The organism is Streptomyces cucumeris (assembly GCF_024295805.1).
GTDB classification, from domain to species: Bacteria; Actinomycetota; Actinomycetes; order Streptomycetales; family Streptomycetaceae; genus Streptomyces; species Streptomyces cucumeris.
On record NZ_JANCLX010000021.1, the window covers coordinates 100656 to 115875 of the forward strand.

14 protein-coding genes are annotated in these 15220 nt (G+C 72.0%); 5 read left to right on the forward strand and 9 right to left on the reverse strand.

Annotation, left to right across the window (positions count from 1 at the left end; genetic code table 11):
• The first annotated feature begins 2 nt into the window (after positions 1 to 2).
• Both NMK44_RS27180 and NMK44_RS27185 read left to right on the forward strand, forming a co-directional pair.
• Positions 3 to 1262: a sensor histidine kinase gene (locus NMK44_RS27180; protein ID WP_254747796.1), complete on the forward strand. Its 1260-nt coding sequence runs from the start codon at positions 3 to 5 to the stop codon at positions 1260 to 1262.
• 138 nt (positions 1263 to 1400) lie between these two features.
• Positions 1401 to 3347, forward strand: coding sequence for a transglycosylase domain-containing protein (locus NMK44_RS27185; RefSeq protein WP_254747798.1), 1947 nt, complete (start codon positions 1401 to 1403; stop codon positions 3345 to 3347).
• On the opposite strand, the gene NMK44_RS27190 is transcribed toward NMK44_RS27185, so the two are convergent.
• Together NMK44_RS27190 and ctaD are read right to left on the reverse strand one after the other, a co-directional pair.
• The gene (locus NMK44_RS27190; protein ID WP_254747800.1) at positions 3279 to 3644 is read right to left on the reverse strand and encodes a hypothetical protein; all 366 of its coding nucleotides are present in this window, start codon (positions 3642 to 3644) and stop codon (positions 3279 to 3281) included. The genes NMK44_RS27185 and NMK44_RS27190 overlap by 69 nt on opposite strands.
• Positions 3641 to 5317, reverse strand: a complete 1677-nt coding sequence (ctaD, locus tag NMK44_RS27195) for an aa3-type cytochrome oxidase subunit I (protein WP_254747802.1) — start codon at positions 5315 to 5317, stop codon at positions 3641 to 3643. The genes NMK44_RS27190 and ctaD overlap by 4 nt, the downstream gene beginning before the upstream one ends.
• Positions 5318 to 5421: 104 nt before the next feature.
• Here ctaD and NMK44_RS27200 point away from each other — a divergent pair, with 104 nt between their 5' ends.
• Positions 5422 to 5997 (forward strand): RNA polymerase sigma factor, encoded by a 576-nt coding sequence (locus NMK44_RS27200; RefSeq protein WP_254747804.1) that lies wholly within the window; start codon positions 5422 to 5424, stop codon positions 5995 to 5997.
• Complete coding sequence (locus tag NMK44_RS27205) at positions 5994 to 6974, forward strand: CU044_5270 family protein (protein ID WP_254747806.1); 981 nt, start codon at positions 5994 to 5996, stop codon at positions 6972 to 6974. The genes NMK44_RS27200 and NMK44_RS27205 overlap by 4 nt, the downstream gene beginning before the upstream one ends.
• Before the next feature lie 33 nt (positions 6975 to 7007).
• Here the strand turns inward: NMK44_RS27205 and NMK44_RS27210 are convergent, their stop codons facing one another.
• The 4 genes from NMK44_RS27210 to NMK44_RS27225 form a co-directional block, all read right to left on the reverse strand.
• The gene (locus NMK44_RS27210) at positions 7008 to 7796 is read right to left on the reverse strand and encodes an Fpg/Nei family DNA glycosylase (protein ID WP_254747808.1); all 789 of its coding nucleotides are present in this window, start codon (positions 7794 to 7796) and stop codon (positions 7008 to 7010) included.
• A 61-nt stretch (positions 7797 to 7857) separates the two neighbouring features.
• Complete coding sequence (locus NMK44_RS27215; protein WP_254747810.1) at positions 7858 to 9150, reverse strand: nucleotidyl transferase AbiEii/AbiGii toxin family protein; 1293 nt, start codon at positions 9148 to 9150, stop codon at positions 7858 to 7860.
• Entirely contained in the window at positions 9147 to 9836 is a 690-nt protein-coding gene (locus NMK44_RS27220; RefSeq protein ID WP_254747812.1) for a hypothetical protein, read from the reverse strand. The genes NMK44_RS27215 and NMK44_RS27220 overlap by 4 nt, the downstream gene beginning before the upstream one ends.
• On the reverse strand, positions 9836 to 10594 hold the full coding sequence (locus NMK44_RS27225) for a Mut7-C RNAse domain-containing protein (protein ID WP_254747814.1): 759 nt from the start codon (positions 10592 to 10594) through the stop codon (positions 9836 to 9838). Before NMK44_RS27225 ends, NMK44_RS27220 begins: the two co-directional genes overlap by 1 nt.
• A gap of 227 nt (positions 10595 to 10821) precedes the next feature.
• On the opposite strand from NMK44_RS27225, the gene NMK44_RS27230 reads away from it, so the two are divergent.
• A complete protein-coding gene (locus tag NMK44_RS27230; RefSeq protein WP_254747816.1) occupies positions 10822 to 11307 on the forward strand; it encodes a hypothetical protein in 486 nt (161 codons plus the stop codon).
• A gap of 45 nt (positions 11308 to 11352) precedes the next feature.
• On the opposite strand, the gene NMK44_RS27235 is transcribed toward NMK44_RS27230, so the two are convergent.
• The 3 genes from NMK44_RS27235 to NMK44_RS27245 form a co-directional block, all read right to left on the reverse strand.
• Complete coding sequence (locus NMK44_RS27235; RefSeq protein WP_254747818.1) at positions 11353 to 12402, reverse strand: amidohydrolase family protein; 1050 nt, start codon at positions 12400 to 12402, stop codon at positions 11353 to 11355.
• Between the two features lie 51 nt (positions 12403 to 12453).
• The gene (locus NMK44_RS27240; protein WP_254747820.1) at positions 12454 to 14091 is read right to left on the reverse strand and encodes an FAD-dependent oxidoreductase; all 1638 of its coding nucleotides are present in this window, start codon (positions 14089 to 14091) and stop codon (positions 12454 to 12456) included.
• Positions 14092 to 14302: 211 nt separating this feature from the next.
• Positions 14303 to 15154 carry a YhjD/YihY/BrkB family envelope integrity protein gene (locus NMK44_RS27245; protein ID WP_254747822.1) on the reverse strand — a complete coding sequence of 284 codons (852 nt, stop codon included), beginning with the start codon at positions 15152 to 15154 and terminating at the stop codon, positions 14303 to 14305.
• Positions 15155 to 15220 lie beyond the last annotated feature (66 nt).

The window sequence follows — 15220 nt, forward strand, 5'->3', positions numbered from 1 at the left end:
CCATGGCTCTGCGATGGCGTATCACGGCGCTGGTGGCGGCGGCCACCTGTGCCGTCGCGGCGGCGGTCGGGGTGCTGGTGCACCACGCCTCCCGGGACCGGGAGCTGTCCCAGGCCCGTGACACCGCCCGGACCACCCTGGACCGGGCCGCGCTCATCTACGCCCGCACCGGCGGGGTCCAGGGTTCCGGCGCGGTGATGGACGCGCCGAGAGTGCCCGACGGACTGCAGCGGCTGGTCCGGCGGGGCCACCAGGGCACCGAGTTCACCACCGGGGCCGACGGACCCGCGATGTGGGCGGCCCGGCCCGCCCCGGACGGCCATGTGCTCTCCGTACACATCGATATGAACACCCCGATGCGGGACATCGGTGCACTGGACACCAACATCATCCTGGCCGGTCTGGTGACCACCGCCGTGGTGCTGCCGCTGGGCGTGGTGACCGCCGAGCGGATGAGCCGCCGGCTGCGGACCGCGGCGGCCACCGCGCGCCGGATCGCCGCCGGTGACCTGGACGCCCGGATCTCCGCCGGTCCGCGGCCCCATGACGAGATCGCCGAGATCTCCGGGGCCGTGGACTCGATGGCGGCCGCCCTCCAGGAACGGCTGCGCGGGGAGCAGCGGTTCACCGCCGATGTGGCACATGAGCTGCGCACCCCGCTGATGGGCCTGGTGACCGCCGCCGAACTGCTGCCGCCCGGTGAGGCCGCCGGATATGTACAGGACCGGGTACGGGTGCTGAGCACTCTGGTCGAGGACCTGTTGGAGATCTCACGGCTGGACGCGGGGGCGGAGGAGCCCGATCTGTCGCCCTGTCCGCTGCGGCCCCTCCTGGAGGAGGCGATCGCCCGTACCGGGCTGTCCGCCCGGTTGCGCACCCCGGAGGACGGCACCGGCCCCGAGGGCGGTACGCGGGTGTGCACCGACCCCCGCCGGCTGGAGCGCATCGTGGCCAACCTCGTGGTCAACGCCCATCGGCACGGCAAGGAGCCGGTGGAGGTGACGGTGGCCGCGGACGGCCGGACGGTGACCGTCCGGGACCACGGCTCCGGCTATCCGGACGATCTGCTGGAGAACGGCCCCCAGCGGTTCCGCACCGGTGTCCGCGAACGCGGCCGCGGCCACGGTCTGGGGCTGACCATCGCGGCCGGCCAGGCCCGGGTGATCGGCGCGGCGCTGGAGTTCGGCAACGCGCCGGACGGCGGCGCGGTGGCCACGCTCCGGCTGCCCGAGGGCCCGGCGCGCGGGGCGATACACGGCTGATACACGATCGAGCGGCAGTCGAGGGACGGCCGATCCCGGGCCGAGACGCCGTGGTGCGGATCCGAAGATCTTCCCTCCGGAGGATGACGGCGGCCCGCCGCGCACCCCGTACGGCGGGATCGACGGAGGTGCTCGCCCATGACAGGTCCGCGGACGGCTCTACGCGCACGGCGCTCGCCGGAACAGGCGGAGGTGTGTGAGGGGACGCGGACGGACGACACCGGGCGCTCGAGACGGCGCAAGCGCAAGCGCCCGGTGCGGCGGACCGGGATACGGCGCTTCTTCACCTGGCGGAAGGTACTGGCCTACGCCGCCGCCCTGCTGGTGCTGTCCATCGGCGCGTTCACGGTGCTCTACTACGCCATCGACATCCCCCGGGCCAATGCCCAGGCGAAGGCGCAGAGCAATGTCTACAAGTTCAGCGACGGCACGGTGCTGGCCCGCACCGGTGAGATCAACCGGGAGATGGTCCCCATCAGCCGGGTGCCCAAGGAGGTGCAGCGCGCCTTCGTCGCGGCCGAGAACAAGTCCTTCTACCAGGACTCGGGGGTCGATCCGATGGGTGTGCTGCGCGGCATGGTCAACACGGTGTCCGGGAAGGGCACCCAGGGTGGTTCGACCATCACCCAGCAGTACGTCAAGAACTACTACCTGAGCCAGGAACAGACGGTCACCCGCAAGATCAAGGAGCTGGTGATCTCGCTCAAGGTCGACCAGCGCAACTCCAAGGACGACATCCTCGCCGGGTATCTCAACACCAGCTACTTCGGCCGGGTCGCCTACGGCATCCAGGCCGCGGCCCGCGCCTACTACGGCAAGGAGGTCGGCGGCCTCACGGTCGAGGAGGGCGCCTATCTGGCGGCGCTGGTGCAGGCCCCCAGCCAGTACGACTGGGCGGTGGCGAGCGCCAAGGGCAAGCGGATGGTCCGGCAGCGCTGGAACTACGTGCTGAACAACATGGTCGAAATGGGCTGGCTGGACCGGGCGGAGCGGCAGCGGATGCACTTCCCCGTACCGGTCGCGCCGAAGCCCGCCCCGGGCCTCGGCGGCCAGGCCGGATATCTGGTCGACGCGGCCCGCAACGAGCTGATCGCCTCGGGCGTCAGCGAGCAGGAACTCGCCGCCGGAGGCTGGACGATCACGCTCAGCATCGACCGGGCCAGGCAGCGGGCGCTGGAGCGGTCCATGGCACAGGCGCTGGAGCCGTCCGGTGCCGGGCGGAAGCCGGGTGCGGACAGCAAGAACACCCAGGGCGGGGCGGTTTCGCTGGACCCGAGGAACGGCCGGGTCCTGGCGCTCTACGGTGGCCGTGACTACACCAGGCACTACGTCAACAACGCCACCCGCGGCGACTACCAGGCGGGCCCGGTGTTCGAGCCGGTCACCCTCGCCGCGGCGCTGGAGGAGAAGCGGCGCGCCGCCACCGCCCCCGATGCACCGCCCGCGGTGCGCCGCACCGCCGAGGCGCTCGGAATGGACACCGAGGGCGAGGGCTTCCGCTCCCGGGAGTCGGTGCGGCTGGGGCTGATGGGCGCCAGTCCGCTGCGGATGGCCGGGGTCTACGCCTCGTTCAACCGGCACGGCAAGCGGGTCACCCCGTCGCTGGTGGTGTCGGCCGAGCGCGGTGACGAGAAGGCGGATCTGCCGGAGGCGGTGGGCGGCCGGGCCGTCGACCGGACCACGGCCGACGCGGTCACCAGCAGTCTGCTCGAGGACGACGGGGCGACCGCGGCCCGCGCGCTCCGGCGGCCCGCCGCGGGCAAGGCCGGGGTCTCCGACGACAAGAAGGCGTCCTGGTTCATCGGCTACACCCCGGAACTGGTCACCTCGATGGCCCTGTTCGGCGAGAACGCGAAGACGCGCAAGCAGATCAGGCTCGCGGACACCGGCACCGGCCGGGTGTTCTCGCTGTGGCGCGCCTACTCCGAGGAGGTGCTGCGCTCCACCCCGGCCTCGGGGTTCGACACCGGCGCGGGGTCGGCGGTGCCACCGACCCCGCTGCCGGGGCTCACGGGCCTACCGCGCCGCGAGGGCGGGGGCGGTGACGGCCAGGACGAGAAGCAGGGCCGCCCCGCCGCCCAATAGACAGGCCACCAGCAGCCGGCGGCGCAGCGCGCGGTAGGTCTCCTGGTACTCGCCCCGGAGCTCGTCGCAGCGCCGCGCCACCTGGCGCAGGTTCCGCTCGGTGGCGGTCAACTGGTCCTGGACGTAGAGGCGTTCGACCTCCGCCCGCTGGGCGGAGGTCAGCCAGTCCAGCCGCCCGGTGAAGCGACGGGCCCGTTCCCGGGCGATGTCCTGTTCCCGGTGGAGCAGCAGATAGCCCTCGATACGGTTGATACCGGCGGCGACGTCCCCGGCCCCGGTGGCTCCGGCCGCGTTCATGCCACGGTCTCCTTCCGCTCGGCGTCGGTGCGCAGATCCGGGTGGTGGAGGTCGAAGGCGGGCGATTCGGAACGGATCTTCGGCAGTTGCGTGAAGTTGTGGCGCGGCGGCGGGCAGGAGGTGGCCCACTCCAGGGACCGGCCGTAGCCCCACGGGTCGTCGGTCTCGACCTTCTCGCCGTACTTGGCGGTCTTCCAGATGTTGTAGAAGAACGGCAGGATCGACAGGCCCAGCACGAAGGAGAAGATGGTGGACAGGGTGTTGAGGGTGGTGAAGCCCTCCACCGCCAGGTAGTCGGGGACCCTGCGGAGCATCCCTTCGGTGCCCAGCCAGTGCTGGACGAGGAAGGTGCCGTGGAAGCCGAGGAAGAGCGTCCAGAAGGTGATCTTGCCGAGCCGCTCGTCCAGCATCTTGCCGGTGAACTTGGGCCACCAGAAGTGGAAGCCGGCGAACATCGCGAACACCACGGTGCCGAACACCACGTAGTGGAAGTGGGCCACCACGAAGTACGAGTCCGAGACATGGAAGTCCAGGGGGGCCGAGGCCAGGATGACACCGGTCAGCCCGCCGAACACAAAGGTGATCAGGAAGCCGATCGCCCAGAGCATCGGGGTCTCGAAGCTCAGCGACCCCTTCCACATGGTGCCGATCCAGTTGAAGAACTTGATACCGGTCGGGACCGCGATCAGCAGGGTCATGAAGGAGAAGAACGGCAGGAGTACGCCGCCGGTCACATACATATGGTGCGCCCAGACCGTCACCGACAGTCCGGCGATGGATATCGTCGCGGCGATCAGCGAGATGTAGCCGAACATCGGCTTGCGGGAGAAGACCGGGATGACCTCCGAGACGATCCCGAAGAACGGCAGCGCGATGATGTACACCTCGGGATGGCCGAAGAACCAGAAGAGGTGCTGCCAGAGCAGTGCGCCACCGTTGGCCGCGTCGAAGATGTGCGCCCCGAACTTGCGGTCCACTTCCAGCGCGAACAGCGCGGCGGCCAGCACCGGGAAGGCCAGCAGTACCAGGACACCGGTGAGCAGGACGTTCCAGACGAAGATCGGCATCCGGAACATCGTCATGCCCGGAGCGCGCATGCAGATGATGGTGGTGATGAAGTTGACCGCGCCGAGGATCGTGCCGAAGCCGGAGAGGGCCAGACCCATGATCCACATATCCGCGCCCACACCCGGCGACCGGACCGCGTCGGAGAGCGGCGCATAGGCGAACCAGCCGAAGTCGGCCGCGCCCTGCGGGGTGAGGAAACCGCCCACCGCGATCAGCGAGCCGAAGAGGTACAGCCAGTACGCGAACATGTTCAGCCGCGGGAACGCCACATCGGGCGCACCGATCTGCAGCGGCATGATCCAGTTGGCGAAGCCCGCGAACAGCGGGGTGGCGAACATCAGCAGCATGATCGTGCCATGCATGGTGAACGCCTGGTTGAACTGCTCGTTCGACATGATCTGCAGACCGGGACGGGCCAGCTCGGCGCGCATGAAGAGCGCCATCACCCCGCCGATGCAGAAGAAACTGAAGGCGGTGACGAGGTACAGGGTGCCGATCGTCTTGTGGTCGGTGGTGGTCAGCCACCGGACGACCGCGGACCCGGGCCGGGTGCGGCGCGCCGGGAGGGCCTCCGGCGGTACCGCGACAACAGTGTTGTGACTCATGCCCGGTAGGTGTCCGGCACCGTTCGGATCGTCACGGAGGAGCCACTGAAAATTTTCTTTTCCGAAGGTGTGATGATCGGGGCTGTGCCGGACACCAACCGATCATGAGTACCGACGACGTCTTCGACGCCGCCTATCGCGAGCACTACTGGGCGGTCAGCCGCTTCGTCGCGCGCCGTCTGGACGAACAGACGGCGGATGTCGAGGAAGTGGTCGCCGAGGTCTTCGCGGTGGCCTGGAGACGTCGCGCCGAACTGCCCGATCCGCCCCTGCCCTGGCTGTACGGCGTGGCCCGGCACTGTCTGGCCAACACCGTGCGCGGCCGGGGCCGCTACCGCAGACTGCTGGCCCGGCTGGGCCACCACGAGTTGACCCGGGACCAGCGCACGGCGCCCGGTCCCGACGCGGAACGGCCCGGCTCCTGGGTGCTGGAGGCGCTGGACCGGCTGGGCGAGGCCGACCAGGAGGTGCTGCGGCTGACCGCGTGGGAGGAGCTCTCCGTCGACGAGGTGAGCACCGTGTTGGGATGCGGCCGGTCGGCGGCCGCGATGCGGCTGCACCGGGCGCGGCGGCGGCTGCGGACGGAGATCGACCGGCTCCATCGCAGGGATTCGGTCGTGCTGGGGTGCGTGAGCGGGACGACGGGCAAGACGGCGAGCGACAAGGACGGACGGCCATGACCGATGAACTGGAACTCCTGCGCGAAGCCGATCCCGTGTCCGCCCGGACCGGACCCTGGCGGGACCGTCCGCTGGACGCCCGCGCCGAACTGCTCCTGCGGCGGCTGCACCTCCAGCGGCGGCGCCGGACCGTCCGCCGCAGGCTGCTCGCCGTCGAGGGTCTGGCGGCGGCCACCGTCCTCGCCCTCGCGCTGACCGTCTCCGGCGGTGGCTCCACCCCCGCGGTGGCCGTGCCACGCCCGCTGGTGGCGCATGCCTCCCGCGCCGACGTACCGCTGGCGGAGATCGCACGGCGGGCGCGCGCGGCGGCCGAGGCCGCCCCGGGCAGGAGTGTGCGGGGCAGCCATGTGCAGACCTGGTCGATGGGGATGGAGTCGGGCGAGGGCGCACGACCCCCGGTGACCGCACCCGTGGAGTCGCTGACCACCTGGAACGCGGACGGCAGCGGCACCCTGCTCGAGGTGGCCACGGATCCGCGCTACCCGGGCCGTCCGGTCATCGACGGCGGTGACCCCCCGCGTACCGTCCACGACGGCAAGGTGATGAACCGGGAGCACTATCCGAAGGGCACCTACGGGGCCAACCTGGAGTACTTCGAGGCCCCTCCGGCCGGAGTGGCCGCACTGCGCGCGTACCTCGCCGCATGGCTGCCCGGCGCGGAGGAGGACCCGGTGTCCCTGCTCTCGGCCGTGGAGTCGTTCCAGACGGTGTGGACACCCGGACCCCGCCAGATCGCGGACATCGCCACCCTGCTGTCGCGGATGGAGGGGATGCGCCCGGCGGGCCGGGTCACCGACCGGCTCGGGCGGGAGGGACAGGGGTTCCGGATGTCCGGGAGCAACGGCAGCCGGTATCTGGTCATCCTGGACCCGGACGACGGACGGCTGCTGGACCTCGAACTGACCGCCACCCGGGCCGAACCCGACTTCCGGCTCAAGGCCGGTGCGGTGATGTCCTACACGGCCTGGCGGGGCTGACCCGCACCGGCCGCATATCGCGGGCGGCCGGGGTCAGCCGCCGTCCGGCTGGCAGTGCGGGCACCAGGCGCTGGTACGGCCCGCGATCCGGCCGCGGCGCAGCGGACGGCCGCAGCGCGGGCAGTGCGGATCGGCGTCGTCGCGGTGGCCGGTGAGCCAGCCGGACCGGTCGGGCACCCGTCCCGCCCGTACGGAGGTGCGCAGCACCTGGCGCATCGCGGTGTGGAGCCTTCGGCGCTCGTCCGGGTCCAGTGTGCCCGCACGGTGCCGGGGGTGGATCCGGGCCCGCCACAGGATCTCGTCACCGAGCAGATTGCCGAGTCCGGCGACCACGGACTGGTCGATCAGGGTGGCCTTGACGCTGCCGCGCCGGTCCGCCAGCCGGGCGTCGAGTCCGGCCCGGTCCAGGGTGAGGGCGTCGGGTCCCTGGGGACCGAGCACCCGGTCGACGGCGGCCTCGGTGGCGGCGAGCCAGAGGCCGCGCAGCTTGCGCTGGTCCTCGTAACCGAGCCGGTGGCCGTCGTCGAGGGTGAGGGCCACCCGCTCGAACCGGCCGGGCGGTGTGCCGCCTTCCGCGCAGACGAGGCGTCCGGTCATGCCGAAGTGGAGGAGCAGCGTCGGACCGTCGGTGGGAGCGATGAGCCACTTGCCGTGCCGCCGGGGCGCGGTGAAGCGGCGGCCCTCCAGCTCGCGCCGCAGCCGCCCCGGGGTCACCCCGTGCAGCACACCCGGGTCGGCCACCTCGACACGTTCGACACGGCGGCCCCGGGCGCAGGAGGCCAGGGTGCGCCGGAACCCCTCGACATCGGGCAGCTCGGGCATGACGCCAGCCTACGTACGGGCCCGGCCGGGCGCATGTGCGCGCGGGGACCTTGGGGTGCGGTCAGCGCAGTTCATCCAGCGCGGCGGCCCACCACTTGGCGTTGTCCCGCATCAGCCGATGGCTCTCGCTCCGGTCGACCACCGTGCGCAGGGCGTCCTCGATCCCCATCGCCTCGCGTCCCGCGACTTCCCGCACGACGACGACCATGGCCAGCAGCCCTTCCCAGCCCCCTGCCGCCAGGTGGCGGACACGGTCGACGGGCGGTGCGGAGGACGCGCGGGCGGTCTCCACCACGGGCTCCAGCCAGCGTGCCCAGCGTTCATAGCGGGTCTCACCGGGTGGTTCGGCTTCGGCGAGGAGGGAGCCGAGCGCCCGGGTCAGCCGCGCCGCATACGTCTCCGGGGTGTCCGCCACCCATGGGTACTCGGCGGTGAAGTGCGGCCAGCCGTCCTCCACCCGCAGTGTGTCGGTCCACCAGGAACCGGCGGGCCGCAGCCCGTCCACACCGGTGCGGACGAAGGTGTCCCGCACCAGCCCGTACGAGGGCGGGGTGTGCTCGGCCAACAGCACCGCGTCGTAGAGGTCCTTGCCCTGCGGATGGAAGTCGGTGACCAGCCACAGCAGTTTCCAGGCCAGGGACAGCTCCGGCGTGGCGGCCAGGAGGCGGCAGCCGGGGCCGTCACCGAGCGGGCGCAGTGCGGTGCGTACGGGCGGGGCCGGAAGCGGTTCGTTGAACACGAGGTCGAGCTGGACGGTGCCGCCCGCCGTCCCCGGCGCCGACCACGGCAGCAGCATGCGGCGGCCGGGCACCCGCTCATAGGTCCAGATGTCCTCGGTCACCCGGCCCCCGGCATCGATCCGCACCGCGCCACCGGCGCGGGCGGCGGTCGCCGCGTCATGGGCGATACCGTCGACGAGGTCGGCGGTGCGGGGGTCGGCCAGCTCCCACTCCCGGGGGACGACGACGAAGTCCAGGTCACCCGGCTCACGGGCGGCGCTCCCGAACCAGGTGGCATGCAATACGCTGCCGCGCAGCATCAGATGGTCCGCCCAGGGGCCGCCGGCGATCGCGGCGAGCACGGTGTCCAGCACCGTGCGCCGGGCACGGTGCCAGGCGCGCGCCGACTCCTCGTCGGCGAACCGCGGTTCGCCCGCCCGGAAGGCGCGGGCGAACTCCTTCAGCGCGGGGTCGAAGACGGCCGTGCTGTGCAGCCCCTCGGGCACCGGCAGCAGGGTGCGCGGCAGTCGGTGGCGTCGGCGCTCACCGTCGTCCAGCGGGGTGTGGGGGATGTCGGGAGTGTCGCTCCGCCACATCGCGTCCCAGGAGGGTTCGTGTTCCGGCGGCGGTGTCATGGGGTGCGCTCCTCGGTGATCCAGCCGTTGTCCAGGGTGAGGTTGGTGTCGTGCAGGACGAACTCCCGCTCCACCTCCAGCGGTGGGAGCCCGGCGTGGTGCACCGCGCCGAGCAGGGCCGACAGCCGCCGCTCGGCGGTGGCGCGGCCGACGCCGTGGCAGCGCTGGGTGAGGAACCGCTCCTGCCGTCCGTCGTCACGGAACCGGCGGGCGTTCCACGAGACATGGGCGCCGTGCGGAACGGCGAGGCGGTCCAGCGGGGTCCGGTCCCACTCCGCCGGGAGCAGCAGTTTGATGTGGTGTTCGAAGTAGCGGCCGGGGCCATGGGCCATGGCGGCGGTGTCGTCCTGGGGGACGCCCGCGGCCCACGGCGCGGCCTCGGTCTTGACGCGCACCGGGCGGAAGCCGTCGGCCGCCAGCTCGGCCGCCACCCGCTCCGCGGTATCCCGCCAGAGCGTGGCCGGGCCGTCGCCACGAAGGTTCAGCATGGGCTGGGAGGGCGTACGGCCACGGGCGAGCACGATATGGGTGAACCCGAATCCGCGCGCCGCGGCCCAGGCCGCCAGCCGGTCGGTGGCGGACACCGGGCAGTCCACGGTGACATGGGTCTCGAGGGGGCCGCGTACCTCGGGAGGCGGGGGTATCGCCCTCGGCCCGGGGCCGGGGGTGGTGGAAGCGGTGGCCATCAGGGGGCGGGCGCCTCGGAGAGCGCGGGTGCCGCACCGCCGAACTCCTCGACCGCGCCCGCGACGATGGCCTCCAGACGGGAGTGGTGGGCACCGCGCCAGTAGACGCGCTCACAGGCGGTGCAGCGGGCGAAGACGTCGTAGGTGCGCCGGGTGCCGTGCTCCAGCCGTTCCCGGACGGTCTCCTTGTCGGCGTCCTCCAGCGGTCCGTTGCATGCGGTGCAGCGGGTCCACGGCGCCAGACGCGGGCCGAACCGGCCGAGCACATCGCGCAGTTGCTCCTCGGGGCGGTCGCTGTAGACGTACGCCCCGGCCCACAGTTCCCGTCGGCGCAGCAGCCCCCGGTCGCGGGAGAGCATCACCCGGCGCTGGGCCGCGGAGAGCGCGGCGAGCGCCGGGTCCCCGATGTCCTCGCTCTCGTACGCGGCGTCCACGCCCAGCAGCCGCAGCCGCCGCACGAGGGTACCCAGGTGCACATCGAGCAGGAAGCGCAAGGGGGCGCCCGGTACCGCCTGGGGCCGGACCACCGGGCGCACCTCGACGCTCTCCCCCGCGCGCGGCACATGCGAGACCGGGGTCTCCCGGCCGTCCACGAGCAGCGCGCCGACCTCGGTGAGCGGGACCCCGACCGACTCGACCACATGCCCCAGGGTGGAGGCTCCGTCGGTGACGAGGGCGATCGGTCCGCGGCGCCGTTCGGGAGTGGCGAAGAGCCGCAGTCCGGGGTCGATGCTGAGGTGGATCTCCGGTCCGTTCACACCGCCAGCATGCCAGGGTTCCGGGCCTGTACGCGATCACGTTTCCCGTCCGGTGCGGACCGGGCGGCGGGCGGATCGCGGAGCTGGCGAGAATCCGTTGAAGCATGGCAATCGAGCCACTGCTCATGATCGCGGAACGCGGCTAGCGTCGGCGTCGGCGCCCCGTCCTGGGCCGTCAGTTTCTTCCCCGCCCGCTGTCCCCGCCCGCTGAAGGAAGCGCTGCCGCCGTGACGAAATTCCTGCTCACCGTCCATGTGCTGGCCGCGATCATCGCGATCGGACCGGTGACCGTGGCGGCCAGCATGTTCCCCGCCGCCGCCCGCACCGCCCTGGCCGCGCCCGGCGACGTCCGAGCCACCGCCGTCCTGCGCACCCTGCACCGGGTGTGCCGGGTCTACGCGGCCGTGGGGGTCGTGGTGCCGGTCTTCGGACTGGCCACCGCCGACAGCCTGGGTGTCCTGGGTGACATCTGGCTGATCGTGTCCATCGTGCTCACCGGGCTCGCCGCGACGGTGCTCGCCGGGCTGGTGCTGCCCGGCCAGGACGCGCTCCTGGCCGGGCTGGACACCATGGACGGGGACGGGCCGGGGGACGGTGTGCCGGACCGGCGGGCCACGGCCCGACTCGCGATGTACACCGGGATGTTCAATCTGCTGTGGGCCGTGGTCACCGTGCTGATGATCGTCCGCCCCGGCTCCACCACCGGGGCATGACCGGGAGACCGGCCACCGGCCACCGGTCCGGTGCGGGGCCAGGGATCACGCCCGCACCGTCGCCCGCGACAGCACGGGCAGCAGACGGCAGGCGTTGTCCCTGTTGATCCCGCGCCGCTGGTACGCGTCGAGCGCCGGGTCGTCGTCGAGGGCGGGCGCCGTCACCTCCGTGACGACCCGGGCCGGGGTCGGGGGCCAGTCGCTTCCGTAGAGGATCCGGGACGGATCCACGGCGGTCAGCAGACTCGGCGTCGAGGAAGGGGACATGGGCCCCGCGGTGTCGTAGTAGAAGCGGTGCAGATAGTCGCGCACCCGGGAGCCGTCGACCTTCGGGGTGAGCTGGTCGCCGAAGGTCTCCAGACGGCTCGCGAGGTACGGCAGGAAACCACCGCCGTGCGGCAGGATGAAGCTGAGGTTCGGGTAGCGGTCCAGCGTCCCGTTGACGATGAGGCTGATGGCGGCACGTGTGGTGTCCATCAGGAAGTCGCACAGGAACGGCGGCACCCCCGGCAGTCCGGCCTCGTCGCCGGGCACCTCCATGGGATGGGTGCTGATGACGGCGGAGCGCTCGTCGAGTTCCGCCAGCAGCGCGTCATGGGACGGATCGCCGAGGAAGGTCCCGCGCACACTGGTGCGGGTGCTCACCCCGACCGCCCCGAGTTCGTCCATGCCGTACGTCACCGACCAGCGGGACAGCTCCATGTTGTCCAGGAAGACCGGTGCGAAGAAGGCGAAGCGCTCGGGGTGGGCGGCGGCGAGGTCGCCCGCGGACCGCAGCGCGACCCGGGCGCTCTCCTTGCGCAGCGCGGGTTCGCGCAGCCGTCCCAGCATGGCGACGGTGAGCACACTGGTGTGGATGCCCGCCCGGTCCATCAGGGTCAGCGCGCTGTCCAGGTCCCACCGTGTCCACCAGGGCAGCTTGTCGCGCCGGACCACGTCCTTGTCCTCGGCCCAGTCGAGCCATTCCGGTGCGGTGTAGTGGTGGTGGACATCCACCCGGGACCGCCGCGCGTCATCACCCGGCGCGGTGCCCGCGCGGCCGGCCAGGACGGTGTCGTCGGCGACCGCGGTGTCGGACGTGTTGAGCGGTGTCATCGGACTCCTCGGTTCTGTGGAGGGGTGAACGGAAGCGGTGCCGGGCGGGGTTCAGCGGCCCGAGCCGCGCCCGAGGACCTCCAGGAGCACGTCCGCCAGCTCCTGTTCCGCGTTCGGCGGCATGGTCCGCGTCCGCCAGGCCACGAAGCCGTCGGGCCGCACCAGCACCGCGCCCTCCTCGGCGGTGCCATGGGTCTCCGCCCAGTCCGCGCCGCCCCGGACCTGGAGGTCGGCGTCGGCGGAGGTGCCCACCAGGTAGGCGTCCAGCGGGACGTCGAGCTTCTCCGCCACCGTGCGGGCGACGGCCCGCCACTGCGCCCCGGCCTGTCCGCAGAGCAGGACGAAGGAACGCTCGTAGAGGTCGATCGTGGACACCTCGGCGCCGTCACGGGTGAGCCACATATGAGGGGCGCGGGTGCCGGGGTCACCCCGCAGTTCGAAGGTGTCGGGCACGACGGGCGCCTCCGGGTCCCCGCCGTGCACCGCGGTGGAGTGGTAGCGGTAGCACAGGGCGGTGGTGACCAGGTCGGTGCCGGTCTTCGCCGCCTTGGCGGGGTTGTAACCGGGGTGCTGTTCCAGGGCCGCCTGGAGCGTGGCCCGTTCACTGGTGGCCCGTGCCACCGGACGGCGTTCCACCTCATAGCTGTCCAGCAGTCCGGGGGCCGCCCAGCCGCGCAGCACCCCCGCCACCTTCCAGGCCAGGTTGTGGGCGTCCTGGATCCCGGTGTTGGAGCCGAACGCGCCGGTGGGCGGCATCTCGTGCACGGCGTCGCCCATGAGGAAGACCCGGCCGGTGCGGTAGCTGTCGGCCACCCGGTCCGCCGCGTGCCAGGGCGCCCGTCCGGTGATCTCCACATCCAGGTCGGGGACTCCGGCACCGGCCCTGATGTGCGCCACGCACCGGCTGTCCGTGAAGTCCTCGATGGTCTCGCCGCTCTCGGGGGTCCAGGGCATGTGGAACACCCACTGCTCCTCGTTGTCGACGGGCAGCAGCACCCCCTCACCGTCGGGGTTGGTGAGGTAACACACCACGAACGGCTGGTCGCCCGCCGCGTCACGGAGCCCCTTGCTGCGGAAGGTGACGCTGATGTTGTGGAAGAGGTCCCCGCGTCCGGTGTGCCCGATGCCGAGGCGCTCGCGGGCGGGGCTCCGGGGGCCGTCGGCGGCCAGCAGGTAGTCGGTGTGCACCGTGTATGTCTCACCGGAGTCCCGGGAGCGCAGCACGGCGTGCACCGCGCGGTCGTCCTGGGTGAAGGAGACCAGCTCGGTGCCGAAGCGCACATCGCCGCCCAGTTGGCGGGCGTGCTCCAGGAGGACCGGCTCCAGGTCGTTCTGGCTGCACGCGCACCGGAAGGTCGAGCTCTTCTCGGCCTCCGGGGGTCTGCCGGTGATCCGCGGGTAGATCCATCGCCAGGTGCCACCCGCGAGGACGTCCGCCTGGAGGATGCCGTCGTTCTTGGACAGGATCGCCGCCGCCCGCCGGATGTCGGGCTCCAGACCCGCGGTGCGGTACAGCTCCATCGTCCGCATGTTGTTCCCGCGGCCGCGGGGATGGGCCGAGGTGGCCGCGTGGCGCTCGATCAGCAGGTGCTCCACGCCGAGACGGCCGAGAAAGACCGATGCGGACAGACCGACGAGCGATCCCCCCACGATCAGCACGGGCACGTGTTCGTTGTCGTGCTCTTTCATTCCCGGCGTCCTCCATCTGCGTCGACGGCATGGCGCCGCGGACGCGTTGTCCGCGGTGTCCCTGTGCACCATGCTGACCACGGCCCGTGCGGCCGCATCACCGGCGCGTCGTTTCGGTGCTTGCCGGGGGCGAACGAGTGAACGCGGTTTCGTTCCGGCTCCGGACGGGGAAGACACGCGGCCGGCCGGCGCCACCGGCGGCGATGGGAAGTCACGGTTCGGAGGCGCCACCGGGGCGCCGGCGGCGGCGCCAGGCGACCAGCCGCAGGTACTCCTCGTGTATCACCCGGCCCAGCAGCGCTCCGCCGAACACCACATAACCGACCCCCACCAGCCAGGACTGGACGACCAGAACGGTGCCGACGGGACCGTAGGAGACCGCGCTGGAGGCGATCAGCGGGGAGAAGACCAGTTGGGAGAAGATCCGCAGTCCGGCCAGTCCGACACCGGTCGCCAGCGCGCCGGGCAGCAGCGCGCCCCAGCTGATCCGGCCGCCCAGCAGCAGCCGTTGCGACCACCAGAAGAACAGCACGGTGCCCACCACTGCGATCAGCACCCGGCTGATCCCCGGCCCCAGATGGGAGGAGAGCAGCAGATAGCCGATGAGCACCACGAGCCACACCAGATGGCGCCAGACGTTGTGCCAGCGCCCGGCGGGCAGTTCCCACACCTTCTCGTAGCCGGTCTGCACCGCCGCGCCGAAGCGCAGCCCGAAGATGGCCAGGGTGGCCAGACCGAACGCCGTGGTGGTCTCCAGCGCCCGCTTCGGCGGGGCGAACAGCTCCTTCACCTCGTCCCGCGAGGAGGTGGACACCCCCAGCCCCTCGGCGAGCCACTGGGCGAAGCCGTGGCGGTTCACCGGGTCGGCGGCGGCGACCACGATGAGCAGCGGCACCAGGGTGAGGAAGCCGAGCGCGGCGAAGCCCAACGCCCGGTGCAGCAGCTCGAACTCACTGCCCCGCCGGTACCCCCGGCCGGCCGGGGAGCGGTGGAACACGTGGTGCAGCCGCTCGAACCGGGCCCGGTGCCCGCGCCCCGGAGGGCCGGAAGGATTCTCGGACATCGCCACTTCCCTACCCGTGCCGAGGGCCCGGACCCGGGCGCGCGGAAACGCGCGCCGCTCGGCGCG